At 62.8% G+C, this 16,618-nt stretch carries 12 protein-coding genes, 1 tRNA gene and 1 pseudogene; 6 read left to right on the forward strand and 8 right to left on the reverse strand.

Annotated elements, in window-relative coordinates; genetic code table 11:
* Positions 1-59: 59 nt before the first annotated feature.
* A pseudogene (locus BCY88_RS40420) lies at positions 60-285 on the forward strand (recombinase family protein); the annotation flags it as partial.
* Positions 286-403: 118 nt separating this feature from the next.
* Here BCY88_RS40420 and BCY88_RS20765 read toward each other — a convergent pair.
* The 3 genes from BCY88_RS20765 to BCY88_RS20775 form a co-directional block, all read right to left on the reverse strand.
* A tRNA-Ser gene (locus BCY88_RS20765) sits at positions 404-493 on the reverse strand.
* Between the two features lie 169 nt (positions 494-662).
* Positions 663-1,958, reverse strand: a complete 1,296-nt coding sequence (gene serS / locus BCY88_RS20770; protein ID WP_120346067.1) for a serine--tRNA ligase — start codon at positions 1,956-1,958, stop codon at positions 663-665.
* Between the two features lie 136 nt (positions 1,959-2,094).
* Positions 2,095-3,408 (reverse strand): replication-associated recombination protein A, encoded by a 1,314-nt coding sequence (locus BCY88_RS20775; RefSeq protein WP_120346068.1) that lies wholly within the window; start codon positions 3,406-3,408, stop codon positions 2,095-2,097.
* Between the two features lie 410 nt (positions 3,409-3,818).
* On the opposite strand from BCY88_RS20775, the gene cytX reads away from it, so the two are divergent.
* Complete coding sequence (gene cytX / locus BCY88_RS20785) at positions 3,819-5,135, forward strand: putative hydroxymethylpyrimidine transporter CytX (RefSeq protein WP_120346070.1); 1,317 nt, start codon at positions 3,819-3,821, stop codon at positions 5,133-5,135.
* 92 nt (positions 5,136-5,227) lie between these two features.
* Here the strand turns inward: cytX and speB are convergent, their stop codons facing one another.
* Positions 5,228-6,217, reverse strand: coding sequence for an agmatinase (gene speB, locus BCY88_RS20790; protein ID WP_120346071.1), 990 nt, complete (start codon positions 6,215-6,217; stop codon positions 5,228-5,230).
* Between the two features lie 170 nt (positions 6,218-6,387).
* On the opposite strand from speB, the gene BCY88_RS20795 reads away from it, so the two are divergent.
* On the forward strand, positions 6,388-7,308 hold the full coding sequence (locus BCY88_RS20795; RefSeq protein ID WP_120346072.1) for a LysR family transcriptional regulator: 921 nt from the start codon (positions 6,388-6,390) through the stop codon (positions 7,306-7,308).
* 109 nt (positions 7,309-7,417) lie between these two features.
* Here BCY88_RS20795 and lolA read toward each other — a convergent pair whose 3' ends face one another.
* Together lolA and BCY88_RS20805 are read right to left on the reverse strand one after the other, a co-directional pair.
* Entirely contained in the window at positions 7,418-8,146 is a 729-nt protein-coding gene (lolA, locus tag BCY88_RS20800) for an outer membrane lipoprotein chaperone LolA (protein WP_120346073.1), read from the reverse strand.
* 220 nt (positions 8,147-8,366) lie between these two features.
* Positions 8,367-10,682, reverse strand: coding sequence for a DNA translocase FtsK (locus BCY88_RS20805; RefSeq protein WP_120346074.1), 2,316 nt, complete (start codon positions 10,680-10,682; stop codon positions 8,367-8,369).
* 335 nt (positions 10,683-11,017) lie between these two features.
* On the opposite strand from BCY88_RS20805, the gene trxB reads away from it, so the two are divergent.
* The 3 genes from trxB (at position 11,018) to BCY88_RS20820 (ending at position 13,599) form a co-directional block, all read left to right on the forward strand.
* Positions 11,018-12,016 (forward strand): thioredoxin-disulfide reductase, encoded by a 999-nt coding sequence (trxB, locus tag BCY88_RS20810; RefSeq protein ID WP_120346075.1) that lies wholly within the window; start codon positions 11,018-11,020, stop codon positions 12,014-12,016.
* 190 nt (positions 12,017-12,206) lie between these two features.
* On the forward strand, positions 12,207-12,965 hold the full coding sequence (locus tag BCY88_RS20815; RefSeq protein WP_120346076.1) for a Smr/MutS family protein: 759 nt from the start codon (positions 12,207-12,209) through the stop codon (positions 12,963-12,965).
* A 13-nt stretch (positions 12,966-12,978) separates the two neighbouring features.
* Complete coding sequence (locus BCY88_RS20820) at positions 12,979-13,599, forward strand: trimeric intracellular cation channel family protein (RefSeq protein ID WP_120346084.1); 621 nt, start codon at positions 12,979-12,981, stop codon at positions 13,597-13,599.
* A 109-nt stretch (positions 13,600-13,708) separates the two neighbouring features.
* Here the strand turns inward: BCY88_RS20820 and fliD are convergent, their stop codons facing one another.
* Positions 13,709-15,217: a flagellar filament capping protein FliD gene (fliD, locus tag BCY88_RS20825; RefSeq protein WP_120346077.1), complete on the reverse strand. Its 1,509-nt coding sequence runs from the start codon at positions 15,215-15,217 to the stop codon at positions 13,709-13,711.
* Between the two features lie 360 nt (positions 15,218-15,577).
* A partial coding sequence (locus BCY88_RS20830) for a flagellin (protein WP_120346078.1) occupies positions 15,578-16,618 on the reverse strand: 1,041 nt, incomplete at its 5' end.

Raw genomic sequence — 16,618 nt, forward strand, 5'->3', positions numbered from 1 at the left:
ATCGTCAATTTGAGCCACGCCATAATTGATCTAGCTATCCTAACTATCCAACCGAAATCATGTGCAAGCTCTATTACGGGCGGATTTCGACCACGGACGGCCAGTCCTCCGTGAGCCAGTACGACGACCCCAAAAGCCCACTGAGTGCAGGACAAGAACGTTTTCATTGATGAGGGCGTCAGCGGCTACCACGTTGCTCCTGACGCGCGGGAACAGTGGCGCAAAGCAGAACACGATCTGCGGCACGGCGGCATTCTCATCGTGCGCTGGCTCGACCGGATTACCTACACGCTTGCTGCGCACTAAAGAATGCTGTGGCGCTGATCGTTTTGATAGTCGATTCGTGAGCCGCAAAACAAAAACCCCGCAAGTCATCGACTTTACGGGGTTTTTTGAACAAATTTGGCGGAAAGGGTGAGATTCGAACTCACGGTACCCCTAAAGGTACACTGGATTTCGAGTCCAGCGCATTCGACCACTCTGCCACCTTTCCGGGTCTTCCAACTCACCGCAACTTGGTTGCTAGCGAATCAGATCCAAGCGGGTCGTTGCTTGGGAGAGAAAGATTATAGAACAACTGAATCCGCTTTCCAAGCCCCTCGACCAAAAAATTTCGAGGGGACTCTGCAATCGGTAACAGTATCAAGCGGTATCAAGCAGCATCAAGCCGCCGGTACTTCCAGCCGCTCCACACCGCCGAGGTAAGGCCGTAGCGCCGCCGGCACCGTCACCGAACCATCCGCGTTCTGGAAGTTCTCGAGCACCGCCACGAGCGTGCGGCCCACTGCCAGGCCCGATCCGTTCAGCGTATGCACCAGTTCCGGCTTGCCTTGCGCATTGCGAAAGCGCGCCTGCATGCGACGAGCCTGGAAGGATTCCGTATTCGAACAGCTCGAAATCTCGCGATACGTATTTTGCGCAGGCACCCACACTTCCAGGTCATACGTCCTGGCTGCCGAGAAGCCCATGTCGCCCGTGCACAGCGTGATCACGCGGTACGGCAATTCGAGCTTCTGAAGAATCGTCTCGGCGTGGCCAACCATCTCCTCCAGCGCGTCATACGACGTTTCCGGCGCGACGATCTGCACCATCTCGACCTTGTCGAACTGATGCTGGCGGATCAAACCGCGCGTGTCGCGGCCGTACGAGCCCGCTTCCGAGCGGAAACACGGCGAATGCGCGGTCAGCTTGATCGGCAGCGTTTCCGCTTCGACGATGCTGTCGCGCACCGTGTTCGTCAGCGAAATTTCCGACGTCGAAATCAGATACTGCGTGATCGTGTTCTCGTCGCCGCCCTTCTCGACACGGAACATGTCGTCGGCGAATTTCGGCAATTGGCCGGTGCCGTACAAAATCTCCGGATTCACGATGTACGGCGTGTACACCTCGGTGTAGCCGTGGTGCAGCGTGTGCGTGTCGATCATGAACTGCGCCAGCGCGCGATGCAGCCGCGCAATCTGGCCGCGCAGCAACGTGAAACGCGCACCCGACAGTTTCGCGCCGGTTTCGAAATCGAGGCCGAGCGGCGTGCCGACGTCGACGTGATCCTTCACTTCGAAATCGAACTGGCGCGGCGTGCCCCAGCGGCGCACCTCGACATTCCCGGTTTCGTCCTTGCCCACCGGCACACCTTCGTGCGGCAGGTTCGGCACGCCCAGCAGCAGGTCGGACAGACGCTTCTGGATATCGTCGAGCTTAGCCGCCGACGCCTTCATCTCGTCGCCGATACCGCCCACTTCGGCCATCAGCGCCGAGGTGTCCTCGCCCCGCCCTTTCATCCCGCCGATCTGCTTCGACAGGGTGTTGCGGCGCGCCTGCATCTCTTCGGTACGGGTCTGGGTGTCGCGGCGTTCCGCTTCGAGCGCGGTAAAGGCCGCCACGTCGAGGGTATAGCCGCGGTCGGCGAGGCGCTTGGCGACGCCGTCGAGGTCTTTGCGCAGCAGCTGGATGTCGAGCATGGGATGGGGCGGGTGTTCGTTATATGAAATCGGGATTTTAGCGCACCGGCGCGGGCGGCCGGTACGTTAGATGGTCAACGTGTGCGCAATGGCGACACGGCATCTGAACCGGCCGCGCCGGCCCGGGCGAAAACGCTCAGCCCTTCTTCGGCTTGTTTTCGCTGCGCCACTGCGCGTCGAGTTCGGCCAGCCGCGCCATCTTGTCGCCGATCTTGCCTTCAAGACCGCGCGGCGTCGGCTCGTACCAATGCGGGTCGCGCATATTGTCCGGCAGATAGGTTTCGCCGGCCGCGTATGCATCAGGTTCGTCGTGCGCATAGCGGTATTCGTGGCCGTAGCCGAGTTCCTTCATCAGCTTGGTCGGCGCATTGCGCAGATGCACCGGCACGCCGCGCGACTGGTCCTTGCTCACGAATCGCCGTGCCTCGTTATACGCGTTGTACCCCGCGTTCGACTTCGGCGCGACCGCCAGATAGATGATCGCCTGCGCCAGCGCCAGTTCGCCCTCGGGCGTACCGAGGCGCTCGTAGGTTTCGGATGCGTCGAGCGCGATGCGGGCCGCGCGCGGGTCGGCGAGACCGATGTCTTCCCACGCCATCCGCACGATGCGGCGCGCGAGATAACGCGGGTCCGCGCCGCCGTCGAGCATGCGGCAGAACCAGTAGAGCGCACCGTCCGGGCTGCTGCCGCGCACCGATTTATGCAGCGCGCTGATCTGGTCGTAGAATGCGTCGCCGCCTTTGTCGAAGCGGCGCAGATTCTCGGCGAGCGCGCTGCCGAGCAAGGCGCCGTCGATTTCGGTGCTCTTCTGCTGGGCCGCCGCACGCGCGACGATTTCCAGGTTGTTCAGCAGCTTGCGGCCGTCGCCATCGGCGGAACCGATCAGGGCGTCGCGGGCTTCGTCGGTAAACGTGAGACCGCCGAGTTCTTGCTGCGCACGGTCGAGCAATTCGCGTTGCTCTTCGTCGGTAAGGCTTTTCAGCACGTAGACAGCCGCTCGCGAAAGCAACGCGCTATTCACCTCGAACGACGGATTTTCGGTCGTCGCGCCGACGAACACGAACAGCCCCGACTCGACGTGCGGCAAGAACGCATCCTGCTGGCTCTTGTTGAAGCGATGCACTTCGTCGACGAACACCAGCGTCTGATGCCCGTTCGCGCGATGAATCTGCGCGGTCTCGACAGCTTCGCGGATATCCTTCACGCCCGAGAGCACCGCCGACAACGCGATGAACTCGGCGTGAAACGCGTCGGCCATGAGCCGCGCGAGCGTGGTTTTACCGACGCCGGGCGGGCCCCACAGGATCATCGAATGGGCTTCGCCGGATTCGAAGGCGACCCGCAGGGGCTTGTTCGGGCCGAGCAGGTGCTTCTGGCCGATCACTTCGTCGATATTGCGGGGCCGCAGGCGTTCGGCGAGCGGAACATTGGCACGGGTTTCTTCAAACATGGCGTTTTAGGGATAATCGAGGCTTTTCCGGACACGGTCCGTGTGAAGGCGGCGTGCTGCCGGTGAGCCACGCCCGCACGCAGGCGCGCGGGCAACGTCCTGCATTATGACAGTGACGGCGTTCGGGCGATGGCTGTGCACTGTGGCGAAGCAATTTGGGCAGCACCGTTCGGGCAGAATTCCGGCGCTGGACAACGCAAAAAAGTAGTCGAATTCACGGGCTAACGCGGCCGATAACTGAGCCGATCGCTCAGCGGGCAAAATCGCACGCCGATGAGCCTGCCGATTGAGCCTGCCAATTGGCCCGTAATCTCGCCGACAGCCTGACAGGCTAACATCGCGCGCGGCTTGGCCGGCAACGCCGGCGTCGCACGCGAACGTGCAAGCAACACCAACAGGACCAAGATTAGATGGCACAAGACCCACTCGCCGGCGACGCCGGCTCCACCTACGCACCGCTCACCCCGGTGCCCGACGCGCGCCGCGCGTTCCGCACCGGCGACGCTTTCGCGCTCTGGTTCTCGCTCGGTATCGGCCTGCTGGTCGCGCAAGCGGGCGCGCTGCTGGTGCCGGGGCTGTCGTTGCCGCATGCCTTGCTGGCGATCCTGATCGGCAGCATGATCGGCGTCCTGTTGCTGGCGTTAGCCGGCGTGGTCGGCACGGATACGGGCCTCGCGGCCATGTCGTCGTTGCGGCCAACGCTCGGCGTGCGCGGCGCTTCGGTGCCCGCGATACTGAACGCGGTGCAACTGGTCGGCTGGGGTTCCTTCGAAGTCATCGTGATGCGCGATTCCGCCGACGCGCTCGCCAAGCAGGCCTTCGGTTTCTCGATGCCTCTGATCTGGACCGTGGTCTTCGGTTTGCTCGCGACGCTGCTGGCCATTAGCGGGCCGCTGTCGTTCGTGCGCCGGTTTCTGCGCACCTGGGGCATCTGGCTGCTGCTGGCAGGTGCCGCGTGGCTGTCGTGGAATCTGCTCGCGAAGCACGATCTGGCCGCGTTGATGCGCCGTCCGGGCACCGGCGAGATGTCGTTCGGCGGCGCCATCGATCTGGTGGTCGCGATGCCGCTCTCGTGGCTGCCGCTGATCGCCGACTACACGCGTTTCGGCCGGCGCTCCGGCGAAACCTTCCGAGGCACGCTGCTCGGCTACGGCATTGCAAACATCTGGTTTTACGCGCTCGGCGCGATCTACGGCCTCGCGGCAGGCGGTGGCGATGCACTGCTGACCGGCGCGTTGGCTCAAGCGGGCGGCGGCCTCGCCCTGCTGCTGATCCTGATCGACGAAGTGGACAACGCATTCGCCGACATCCACTCGGCCGCGGTCTCGACCGGCACATTCTGGACGCGCGGCAGCGTGCCGTTGTTGTCGGCGGCATTCGGCGCGCTGTGCACGGCGATCGCCTTGCTGGTGCCGATGGCGAAGTATCAGAACTTCCTGCTGTTGATCGGCTCCGTGTTCGCACCGCTGTTCGGCGTGATGCTGGTGGATCACTTCATCGTACGCAAGCGTCGCATTGAAGCCGCCGCGCTCGGCGACGTGCGCGGCCGTTACGGCTTCTCGGGCGGCTGGCATCTGAGCGCATTCGCGTCGTGGGCCATCGGCATCGTGGCGTATCAGGCGATCAATCAATGGCTGCCGGATCTGGGCGCGACGCTGCCCTCGCTGGCGATCGGCGCGCTGTGTTATCTCGCCCTCGTCTCGGCTCGGAAAACTGCTTACGCCTGAGCTGCATCAGCATCCCAAAGTACAGAAAAGGCCTGCATTTGCAGGCCTTTTCTGTTCATGCGCCGTCAACTTCAATCAGTCAAACCCGCAACTCACCGCTTCGCCGCCCGATACTCGACACCGGGCAACACACACAGCAATTCGAACGCGAGATTCGCGCCGAGCAAGGCGGTCGTGCCGAACGGATCGTACGGCGGCGCAACCTCCACCAGATCGCAGCCGACGATGTTCAACCCGTGCGAGCCGCGAATGATTTCCAGCGCCTGTGGCACCGTCAACCCGGCGATTTCGGGCGTGCCCGTGCCCGGCGCGAACGCAGGGTCGATCCCGTCGATATCGAAGGTGATGTAAACCGGAGCGTCGCCCATGCGTTCACGCACACGCGCCATCAGCGGCACCAGCGACTGATTCCAGCACGCCTCGGCCTGCACCACTTCAAAGCCCTGATCACGGCACCAATCGAAATCTTCCGCCGCATAGCCGGTGCCGCGCAGACCAATCTGCACGACGCGGTCGCAGTCGAGCAAACCCTCTTCCACCGCGCGGCGGAACGGCGTGCCGTGCGCGATCTTCTCGCCCATCATCGTGTCGTTGACGTCGGCATGCGCGTCGACGTGAATCAGACCGACCTTGCCGTGCTTGCGATGAATCGCGCGCAGGATCGGCAGCGCGATCGTGTGGTCGCCGCCCAGCGTGATCGGCTTGCAGTCGTGCTGGAGGATTTCGTCGTAGGCGGTTTCGATACGCTTGATCGAATCGTGCAGGTTGTACGGATTGATCGCGACGTCGCCGAGATCGGCCACGCGCAGCGAATCGAACGGCGCGGCGCGCGTTGCCATGTTGTAAGGACGCAGCAGCACTGACTCGCTGCGGATCTGGCGCGGCCCGAAGCGCGCGCCGGTGCGGTTCGACGTGCCGAGATCGAACGGCACGCCGACGAAGCAGGCGTCGAACCCTTCGGCCGAGCCGACGTTGGGCAGCCGCATCATCGTCGCAATGCCGCCGCAGCGGGGCATGGCGTTGCCGGACAGCGGCTGCGGCCGTTCGCCGGCCTCGGGGGAAATGAAGGAAGAAGTATTCATCGTGTCTCGGCAATGAAAAGAGGGCAGTAAGCAAATCTGTGCAACCGGCCGGTGGATCAATGAAAAAACCGCACCTTGCCGGGCGAGTCTCGATTCTTGAGCAGTTTCCCGCAAGTTAAAATACGAACAGAATAAACTTCACATTGATTTCAAGCGATGTATCCTGACGTATGTTCTCCCAACTCACCGATCTCGACCTGCGGCTGATCCGCGTCTTCCTCGCCATCGTCGACGCCGGCGGCGTATCGCCAGCCCAAGCCACGCTCAACGTCGGCCAGTCGACCATCAGCACGCAGCTCGCCACACTGGAAACACGCCTCGGTTACCGGCTGTGCGAACGCGGCCGCGGCGGCTTCAGCCTGACCGCGCGCGGCGAGCAATTCATCGACGCGGCGCGCGCCCTGTTGTCCGCCGTCGATACCTTCGGCATGCAGGCACGTAATGTCGGCCGCAAGCTGGTCGGCACGCTCGATATCGGCATGATCGGCCACACGCCGGTGTCGGCAAGCGCGCGTATCAGCGACGCGATCGGCCGGTTCCGGGCACGCGATCAGTCGGTGCGATTTTCGATTCTGGTGCGCTCGCCAGGCGAGCTCGAGGAACTGCTGCTGAACGGCCGGATTCAGGTTGGCATCGGCTATTTCTGGCACCGCGTGCCGTCGCTCGAGTACACCGAGGTGTTCGCCGAAGATCAGTTCGCGTATTGCGCGAAGGGGCATCCGCTCTTCGCTTCGGCCGGCGAGGTGTCGCCCGTCGAAGCCGCGGCTCACGAATGGGCGTGGCGCAGCTATCCGCTCCCCGAGGCCGAAAGTTCGACCACGCCGCAGAACGTCACCGCCGTCGCGGACAACATGGAAGCGGTCGCGATGCTGGTGCTGTCAGGGCATCATCTCGGCTATTTGCCGGGGCATTTCGCGGCGCCGTTCGTCAAACAGGGTTTGCTGGCCGCGTTGAATCCGGCACAGATGCGCTACCGCGTGGCGTTTCATATGGTCACGCGCGCTCGGCAGCATCGAACGGATATTGTCGAAGCGTTTATCGACGATATGAAGGCCGCGCATCCGGCGCAAGTGCTGGAAGTGGATGACTAGTGGTTCGACGTTGCGTACACCGCTTGCGTACACCGCCATAGGCCGCAAAAAAGAGAAAGCCGCGCAATCGATGCGCGGCTTTTTTATTTCACAGGCAAACCAAAGCGGCTTAACCGTTGATCACGTCCGCGCCCTTCGGCACCGTGAACTTGAATGCATCGGCCGGCAGCGGCGGGTTTTTCTGAATGTTCGAGAAGGTCAGCAGCGTCACGTTGCCGAATACATCATGCAGTTCCATCGCTTCAAGATTGCCATCCTTGAAGCCGATGCCGACGCTCTGAAACTGCGTGTCTTTCGCCTTGGGCGTCAGTTCGAGCCAGTCGATGCCGGCCTTCACGCCCGCATCGCGCAGCGTGAAGTTCTTGTCCAGATCGTTGCTGCCGAACAGAATCGCCGCCGGACTCGCACCAAGCGCGCCGCCGAGGCTGCGCACCGTTACCTGGTTCAGATCCTTGTCGTACACGTAGAGCTTGTCGCCGTCGGCCTGCAGCAGTTGTGCATAGGGCTTCTCGTATTGCCAGATGAACTTGCCCGGACGCGCGAAGGTGAACGTGCCGCTCGAGGTGCCGGTCTTGCCGGCCGTGGACAGCACGCCGCTCGCACCCTGCGCCTTGCTCGGCGCGCGCACTTCCTGCTGCACGAAGGTACCGCGCGCGGAATGCACCTGCGCGACGAATGCCTTCAGTTGCTCGGTGCCGCTCGCGAATGCCTGCGACGCGACGAGCATCGACGCGCCGATGGCCACGCTGCCAACGCCACGTACGATCGTGCGAGCGAGTTGGCCGAAACGGCCCGGTTGAGCACGCTCCCGAGCGTGCTGCTGCGCGAATAGTTGCATGGTGTTTTTCTCCCTTGATTGAATTTGTCGAGCGCTCGTGGCGGCGGGCGTTGCGGGTAGCGGCCGCGTGAGCGCGGCGATCAGCTTGACCCGCGCCGCCGGGGCAGAACCCCCAGCCTTGAGTCGCAGCTTAAGCAACGAGCCTTAAACAGGGCTTATGAGCCGGCCTTACACGCGGTGCGTTGCGGCCCCAGTTCGGTGAAATGGCCACGTGAGTCGCCTATTCCGCTTCCCGCGCCGGGGCAAGAATCTCGCGATTGCCGTTCGACGACATTGCCGAGACCACGCCCGAGTTCTCCATCTGCTCGAGCAGGCGCGCCGCGCGGTTATAGCCGATGCGCAAATGCCGCTGCACCAGCGAGATCGACGCGCGGCGGTTCTTCAGCACCACGTCGACCGCCTGGTCGTATAACGGGTCTGCCTCGCCGTCGCCCGAGCCGGATCCTCCTGCGCCCGCGGAGCCTTCGTCGCCCTCGCCTGTTACGCCGCCTTCGAGAATGCCCTCGATATAGTTCGGCTCGCCCTGTTCCTTCAGCTTGTCGACGACGCGATGCACTTCTTCGTCCGACACGAACGCGCCGTGCACACGCACGGGCAAGCCACTGCCCGGCGGCAGGTACAACATGTCGCCCATGCCGAGCAGCGATTCCGCGCCCTGCTGGTCGAGAATCGTGCGCGAGTCGATCTTCGACGACACCTGGAAGGCCATGCGCGTCGGCACGTTGGCCTTGATCAGGCCGGTAATCACGTCGACCGACGGACGCTGCGTGGCCAGAATCAGATGGATGCCTGCCGCGCGCGCCTTCTGCGCGATCCGCGCGATCAGTTCCTCGACCTTCTTGCCGACCACCATCATCAGGTCGGCCAATTCGTCGATCACGACGACGATGTTCGGCAGGCGCGTTAGCGGCTCCGGATCGTCCGGCGTCAGGCTGAACGGATTCGGCAGCTTCTCTTCGCGCTTCGCGGCTTCGTCGATCTTGTTGTTGTAGCCGGCCAGGTTACGCACGCCGAGCTTGCTCATCAGCTTGTAGCGGCGCTCCATTTCGGCGACCGCCCAGTTGAGCGCGTGACCGGCCTGGCGCATGTCCGTGACCACCGGGCACAGCAGATGCGGAATCCCCTCGTAGACGCTCATTTCGAGCATCTTCGGGTCGATCAGGATCATGCGGACCTGCTCGGCGCTCGCCTTGTAGAGCAGCGAGAGGATCATTGCGTTGATACCCACCGATTTGCCCGAACCGGTCGTGCCGGCCACCAGCAAGTGCGGCATCTTTGCGAGATCGGCGCACACCGGCTTGCCACCGATGTCCTTACCGAGACCCATGGTGAGCGGCGAAGCCGCATCCGCATAAACCGCCGAGCCGAGAATCTCCGAAAGACTCACGGTCTGACGGCGCTGGTTCGGCAACTCCAGCGCCATGAAATTCTTGCCAGGAATCGTCTCGACCACGCGAATCGACACCAGCGACAGCGAACGCGCCAGGTCTTTCGCCAGCCCGACGATCTGGCTGCCCTTCACGCCGGTAGCCGGCTCGATTTCGTAGCGCGTGACAACCGGACCCGGATACGCGGCGACCACGCTCACGTCGACGCCGAAGTCCTTGAGCTTTTTCTCGATCAGGCGCGAAGTGAATTCGAGCGTGTCGGCAGAAATGGTTTCCTGCGTGGCTGGCGCCGCGTCGAGCAGCGAGATGGGCGGCAGCGTGGAGTCGCCCGGCAGGTCGGTGAACAGCGGCACTTGCCGTTCTTTCTCGACACGCTCCGATTTGGCGGGCGTCACGATTGGCGGCACGATCATCACCGGCTCGTGCTCCTCGATCCGCACGCGGCCCTTTTCGACCTTGCCCTCGCGCTTCACCGCGGCGGCTTCGCCCAACTTACGGTCGCGGCCGGCTTCGCGGCGCAGCTTGGCGAAAGTGACCGCCGAAATGATCGATTCGCCGACCTTTTCCGACACCGACAACCACGAAAAACGGAAATACAGCGACAAGCCGATGCCGAGCACGACCAGCAGCGCCAGGGTGCCGCCCGTGAAGCCCAGCGCATGCGAAATGCCGCGCGCGACCGCTTCGCCGACCACGCCGCCCGGCGCACGCGGCAATTGCACTTTCAGCGACCACATGCGCAACGCTTCGATACCGTCGCAAGCGAGCAACACCAGCATGAACGCGAAAGCGTCCGCGAGCCAGCCGGCATCGCGCGGCGCGTCTTCCTGCAGATCCTCGTGACGGGTGATACGGCGGTAATTGGCGGAGATATGGCGGCCGAGCAACACGATCCACCAGTAGGCGGACAGCCCGAACAGCAGCAACAGGATGTCGGACGTCCACGCGCCGACGCGCCCGGCCCAGTTGGCAATGTGATCGACCTGCGCGGCGTGCGTCCAGCTCGGATCGTGCCGGCTGTAGCTGACGAGCGCCATGAGCAGAAACACGCCGAGCGCGACCTGCAAGATCCAGCGGATTTCGGTGAAAAGGCGCGACATGCGGTGCGGCAATGCCTGCGCGCTCGCGGAATAGGGAGCTTTTGCCATTGATCCTGTTGCTAGTGTGGCCGATTTGCCGCCGGAGTCGCGGTCCGCAGCGGCCTTGAGGCGGCTCCAGACCCGGTCCCGGCTGCCGGGTCCATCGATTCAACCTATTGTAAACGCAGTGCCTCACGCAAGGCTGTAAATGACGGTAACTTAGCCGATTGGCGCCATGGCCGGCCGCCGGGACTCGCGGACACGCTATCGCCGCGATCGGAAAGCTTCATGGAGCAGGCCGGCGTGCCGCCCTTTATAATGCCGCTCTGATACCCATCTATAGTTTCAGCTCAAGTCGCGCGGCCTCGCATGGGCGAGCCGGGCGCCGTAAAAGGATTTCGATCATGCCCGCAACTTCCACGAAACACGCCAAAGTTCTGATTCTCGGTTCTGGTCCCGCCGGCTATACGGCAGCGGTCTACGCGGCACGCGCCAACCTGTCGCCGGTGCTCGTCACGGGTCTCGCCCAGGGCGGCCAGCTGATGACCACGACCGACGTCGAAAACTGGCCCGCCGACGCCCACGGCGTGCAAGGCCCGGAATTGATGGCGCGTTTCCTGGAACACGCGGAACGCTTCAACACCGAAATCATTTTCGACCACATCCATACGGCCAAGCTGGATGAGAAGCCGATTCGCCTGATCGGCGATTCGGGTGAATACACCTGCGACTCGCTGATCATCTCGACCGGCGCATCGGCGCAGTATCTCGGCCTGCCGTCGGAAGAAGCGTTCATGGGCAAGGGCGTATCGGCTTGCGCCACCTGCGACGGCTTTTTCTACAAGCAACAACATGTGGCCGTGATCGGCGGCGGCAATACCGCGGTGGAGGAAGCCCTCTACCTGGCCGGCATCGCCAAAAAAGTGACGGTGATTCATCGCCGCGACAAGTTCCGCGCCGAGCCGATCCTGATCGACCGCCTGCTGGCGAAAGAAAAGGAAGGCGTGGTCGAGATCAAGTGGAACAGCACGCTCGACGAAGTCACCGGCGACCAATCCGGCGTGACCGGCCTGCGCATCAAGAACACGAAAACCGGCGACACCACCGACATCGCGCTGCAAGGCATTTTCGTCGCGATCGGCCACAAGCCGAACACGGACATTTTCGCCGGCCAGTTGGAGATGAAGAACGGCTACATCATCACCAAGGGCGGCCTGAACGGTTTCGCAACGGCAACCAATGTGCCGGGCGTGTTCGCGGCGGGCGACGTGCAGGATCACGTCTATCGTCAGGCAATCACCAGCGCGGGCACGGGCTGTATGGCCGCGCTCGACGCACAGCGTTATCTGGAAAGCATCGAAGAAATTGGCGAGCACGTGATGAGCGCCGAAGCCGACCGTTGATCGGGCTGTGAATCCGTGCCCCGCGAATCTGCGCGGTGGGTACGGGCAGGCGCAACGGTAAAATGGCGGTTGGGCATGACCCGGCCGCCTGTTTGAAAGAAGGCCGCGGCTCACAAGCCGGCGGCCTTTTTTGCGCCCTGGCGAATGTCAGATGCGTCGCACGACCGATCTACTTTTCTGTGTATCAGCTATGCCGAAAAATCAGCCCCACCCTAGCGAACCGAAGCGCACCCGTGCCGTTGCGAGATCCGCGCCAGAGGCGGCCGCTCCCGTCGCCAAACCAAAAATCGAGCCGGCCGCCGGTCTCGCCGGACTCGGTGCGTTGCGCGACGCGCTAAAGGGCGACACGCAACGGCGTGAACGCGAGCGCGCGGCAGCAGCGGCTGCGCAGCGCGAAGTCGCCGCGGACGCCGATCTGTTTCGCCGCGAAATCGGCGCCGTTGCGCCGCTGGCGGTCCCGCCGCGCGCCTCTTTGCCACGCAACCCTCCTTCGCCGCTGCCCGTGCAGACCCGGCTCGACGAAGAAGCCGTGCTGCACGAAGCCATCTCCGACGAGTTCGATCCCGAGGTCCTGCTCGACACCGACGAAACGCTCTCCTATTGCCGGCCCGGCATCAGCCAGGAAGTGGTGCGAAAACTGCGGCGCGGCGACTGGATCGTGCAGGCGCAAATCGACCTGCACGGCATGCGCCGCGAGGAAGCGCGCGAGGCGTTGGCCGAATTCATTCGCGAATCGGTGAAACGCGGTCTGCGGTGTTTGCGCGTAATTCACGGCAAGGGCCTCGGATCGATCGGCAAAGAGCCCGTGCTGAAGGGCAAGGTACGCGCATGGCTCGTACAGAAGGCCGAGGTCATCGCGTTCTGTCAGGCGCGTGCGCATGACGGCGGCGCAGGTGCGGTACTCGTGCTGTTGCAGCCGGGCGCCATGCCGGCTCAGCCCAAGTCCTGACGGAGTCCCGGTGATCCACCCGAGGCTGACGCTGGCGCTGACCGTGATGGAGGCGCTGGCCATTTTCGCGTACGCGGTTTCCGGGTTTATCGAAGCCCGAACCCGCCGGCTCGACGCCGTGGGGACTTTTCTCGTGGCGATTGCGACTGCCTTCGGCGGCGGTACCCTGCGCGACGTGCTGCTGGAGCGGCGGCCTTTCTATTGGGTCGAGCATCAGGCCTATCTGATTGCGATCTTCGTGATGTCGCTGTTCGCGCCGACGCTGCTGAAGATGACCTCGCGCCTGCTTTCCGAGCGGGTTTTGCTGGTGGCCGATGCCGTGGGACTGGGCCTGTTCAGCGTGGCCGGCACGTCGATCGCGCTCGACGCACAAATGCCGTGGTTCACGTCGGTGATGATGGGGGTGTTGACAGGCGTGTTCGGCGGCGTGATCCGCGACGTGCTGTGCAACGAAGTGCCGCTGATTCTGCGCGATTCGCGGCCGTACGCGACATGCGCTTTTGCAGGGTGTTGGCTGTACGTGCTGCTGGACTACCTGAGCGTCGATACGGTCTATAGCGTGTTGATCGCCACTGCCTTCATCCTGCTCTCGAGACTGGTGACGTTCAGGTTCAACGTCCGTCTGCCTCATTAGATCGGTTCACCAGATCCTCTCCCCTGCGGCAACTTCCAACCCGCAAGCACGCTTCGCAAAAAAAAAACGCCGCCCGGAACCCGGGCGGCGCATGCGCTTTGCTACGGCCTTACTTGTTGGTCGCCAACGCGCCCGCACTCTGCGAGCCGCCGAACAGCGCCGTCAGGTACTTGGAGTTGTTGTTCATCGTCGACATCAGCGTGTTGAGCGCGGTGAACTGATTCTGGTACTGCTTCGTCAACTGCGTGCTGTAGTTGGCGAGGTTAGTCTGTTGCGCGGTGATGCTCTTCAGGTCGGCGTTCAACGCGGTGTTGCGCGTATCGATGATGCCGCCCGTCTTCACGAAATCGGTAATGCTCTTGTTCAGCTTGGCGCCGATACCGTCGGTCGAGTTGAACAACGTGGCCACCTGTGCCGGATTGCTGGTAAGCGACGTGCTCAGCTTCTTGCTGTCGATCACCAGAGTGCCGTCCGCCGGATCGCCCTTCAGCGAAATGCCGATCGCACCGAGCGTGGCCATCGAACCGCGCGGGCCGACGCCGCCGCCGACAATCGATGCCAGCGAGTTCTTGATCGTCATCAACGTCGAGTCGCCGAGCAACGCGCCGCCGGTCTTCGACGTTTTGTCGTACGAGGACAGCGAGTTAATGGTCGTGACAACGGTGTTGTAGAGATTGGCGAAGTTCGTGATGGCCGTGTTCTGCGCGGTCGTATCCGGCGCGATCGACAGTGTCTGCGTGGTGCCGACCGAAGCGCTCGACAGATTCAGCGTGACGCCTGAAATCGCCGACGTGACGGTGTTCGTCGAACTGCTTGCCTCGATGCCGCCGACGGTGAAGAGCGCGTCCTGAGCGGCCTCGCTTTGCCGCCATGCCTTGTTGGTATCCGACGACACGATCGTGGACGCCGCGCCATTCGCGCCGGGCGTCGAGCTCACGCCGAGGCTCGACAGACCGGCGTCGTTCGCGACATTGCTGGTGGACACGTTGATCGTGTTGGCCGCGCCGGTGGCGGACGTGCGCAGCACCAGGTGGGCGCCGCCCGTGCCGGTCACGATCGTGGCCGTGACGCCCGGATTGTTGGCCGCTTTGTTGATCGCGTTGGCGATGCCGCTCAAGGTGTTGTTGCTGCTGTCGACCGTGACGTCCATCGACTTGCCGCCGACCTGAACGGTCAGCTTGCCGGTGCCCAGCTTGGCGGCGCCGTCGAACGCCGCCGACGACAGGCTTTGCGACGCAGCGATCTGCTTGACTTCAATCGTGTAGCTGCCGGCCACTGCACCGGCGCCGGCTGTCGGGTCAAGGCCCTTGCCGCTCGCGGTAGCGCCGAAAGTCGACAGCGTGGTGCCGTCCGACAGATTCTTGATGGCTGCCTGCAAGGCGTTCAGCGCGGAACTCAGGGCGCCGAAGGCGGACAGGGTCGTGGTATCGCTCGTCTGCTTGGCCTTGAGCGCCGCCGTCTGGCCGGCCGTCTTCGCGTTCACGAGCGCCGATACCAGCGACGCCACGTCCATCGTCGAATTGCCGGTCGAACCGCTGATAATCGATTGCGCCGCTTGCTGCACCAGGCTCTGCGCGTTAGCCGTCGCGCTATTCACAGACGTAGTGATCGTTGACATGCAAAGACTCCGTGCGTCGAATTATTCGTTGTTTATTGCGTGACGCCCGGTGGTCATGCTCATTACGGCGGCAAACCGGCTGCGTCGTGGTCACATCAGTTTTATTACAATTTTTTCAAATGTTACACTATCTTTCTTGAAAGTTTGTGACGTTTTTCCGGCGATGATCCGGTGTGATCCGATTCGCATTTATCGCCACGGGAAACGAGCGTTTTTCGCTCAGCACCCGGTATGGTGCGACGCAACATTATTTGTCAGAAAGATACGCACACCCGAACTCATGGCGCGTCCGTTCGGACGCTTGAAACCCGGCGATGCGCCGCACTCACGCGCGGTGCATCGCCGTTACTGCATCAGCCCTTACTGCAAGAGCTTCAGAACTTGCTGCGGGTTCGAGTTAGCTTGCGCCAACACCGAGATACCAGCTTGTTGCAGCACTTGTGCCTTGCTCAGATTCGCCGTTTCCTGTGCGAAGTTGGCGTCCGTGATTTGCGACTGTGCCGACGACAGATCGGTCGATTCAGCTTGCTGCGACGTGGCGATTGCCGTGAAGCGGTTTTGCGCGGCACCCAGCGACGCCTGCAGGTTGTTGACGGTCTGCAGTGCGTTGTCGATGGAGACCATTGCTTCGTTCGCGCCGGTAACCGTGCTGATGTTCAGGTTCGAAACCGTCGGCGGGCTGTTGATCGCGTTGATCTGCGCAACTGCCGAAACCTGAGCGGCGGAACCTGCGCCTGCCGTCGTCGTTGCACCGGCCTGAAGTGCCAGAGCCGTACCCTGCGTACCCGTACCTGCCGTTGCGCCTGCGCCGAACACCGCGGATGCGACTGTCTGTGTGATCGCCTGGTTGTTCTGGTCGGTGAAGGTGTAGCCGCCCTTGCCGTCCGACAGCACGTTGATTGCCGTGATGGCCGGGCTGGCAGCCGTCGTGTAAGCACCCGACGCGTCCACGCTGACGTTGACCGTGCCCAGCGTTTGACCCGTTTGCACCAGGCCGCCGCCGATCTTCGCCGACGACATCGATTGGTTCAGGTTCAGGCTGATGGTCTGGCCAACGTTCGCGCCGACCTGGAACGTCACGCTGCCTGCCGAGCCGTCCAGAATGTTCGTGCCGTTGTACGTCGTTTGCGACGCGATACGGTTCACTTCCGAGATCTGTGCCGAAACTTCCTTCTGCAGTGCAGCCTGATCGCTCGGCGACAGCGTGCCGGTCGATGCCTGCACAGCCAGCTGACGAATACGTTGCAGGCTGGAGGTGAGCGAGGACAGTGCGCTCGATGCGGTTTGAATCATCGACACGCCGTCATTCGCATTCGACACGCCCTGGTTCAGGCCGTTGATCTGCGTTTGCATACGCGTCGAGATCGCCAGACCTGCTGCGTCGTCCGCTGCGCTGTTGAT

This window comes from Paraburkholderia fungorum (assembly GCF_003610895.1).
Lineage (GTDB): Bacteria > Pseudomonadota > Gammaproteobacteria > Burkholderiales > Burkholderiaceae > Paraburkholderia > Paraburkholderia fungorum_B.

Excerpts from the sequence above, each read along its gene's own strand:
- serS (WP_120346067.1), bottom strand. The coding sequence starts at position 1,958 with ATGCTCGACATCCAGCTGCTGCGCAAAGACCTCGACGGCGTCGCCAAG.
- BCY88_RS20775 (WP_120346068.1), bottom strand. The coding sequence starts at position 3,408 with ATGTTTGAAGAAACCCGTGCCAATGTTCCGCTCGCCGAACGCCTGCGG.
- cytX (WP_120346070.1), top strand. The coding sequence starts at position 3,819 with ATGGCACAAGACCCACTCGCCGGCGACGCCGGCTCCACCTACGCACCG.
- speB (WP_120346071.1), bottom strand. The coding sequence starts at position 6,217 with ATGAATACTTCTTCCTTCATTTCCCCCGAGGCCGGCGAACGGCCGCAG.
- BCY88_RS20795 (WP_120346072.1), top strand. The coding sequence starts at position 6,388 with ATGTTCTCCCAACTCACCGATCTCGACCTGCGGCTGATCCGCGTCTTC.
- lolA (WP_120346073.1), bottom strand. The coding sequence starts at position 8,146 with ATGCAACTATTCGCGCAGCAGCACGCTCGGGAGCGTGCTCAACCGGGC.
- BCY88_RS20805 (WP_120346074.1), bottom strand. The coding sequence starts at position 10,682 with ATGGCAAAAGCTCCCTATTCCGCGAGCGCGCAGGCATTGCCGCACCGC.
- trxB (WP_120346075.1), top strand. The coding sequence starts at position 11,018 with ATGCCCGCAACTTCCACGAAACACGCCAAAGTTCTGATTCTCGGTTCT.
- BCY88_RS20815 (WP_120346076.1), top strand. The coding sequence starts at position 12,207 with ATGCCGAAAAATCAGCCCCACCCTAGCGAACCGAAGCGCACCCGTGCC.
- fliD (WP_120346077.1), bottom strand. The coding sequence starts at position 15,217 with ATGTCAACGATCACTACGTCTGTGAATAGCGCGACGGCTAACGCGCAG.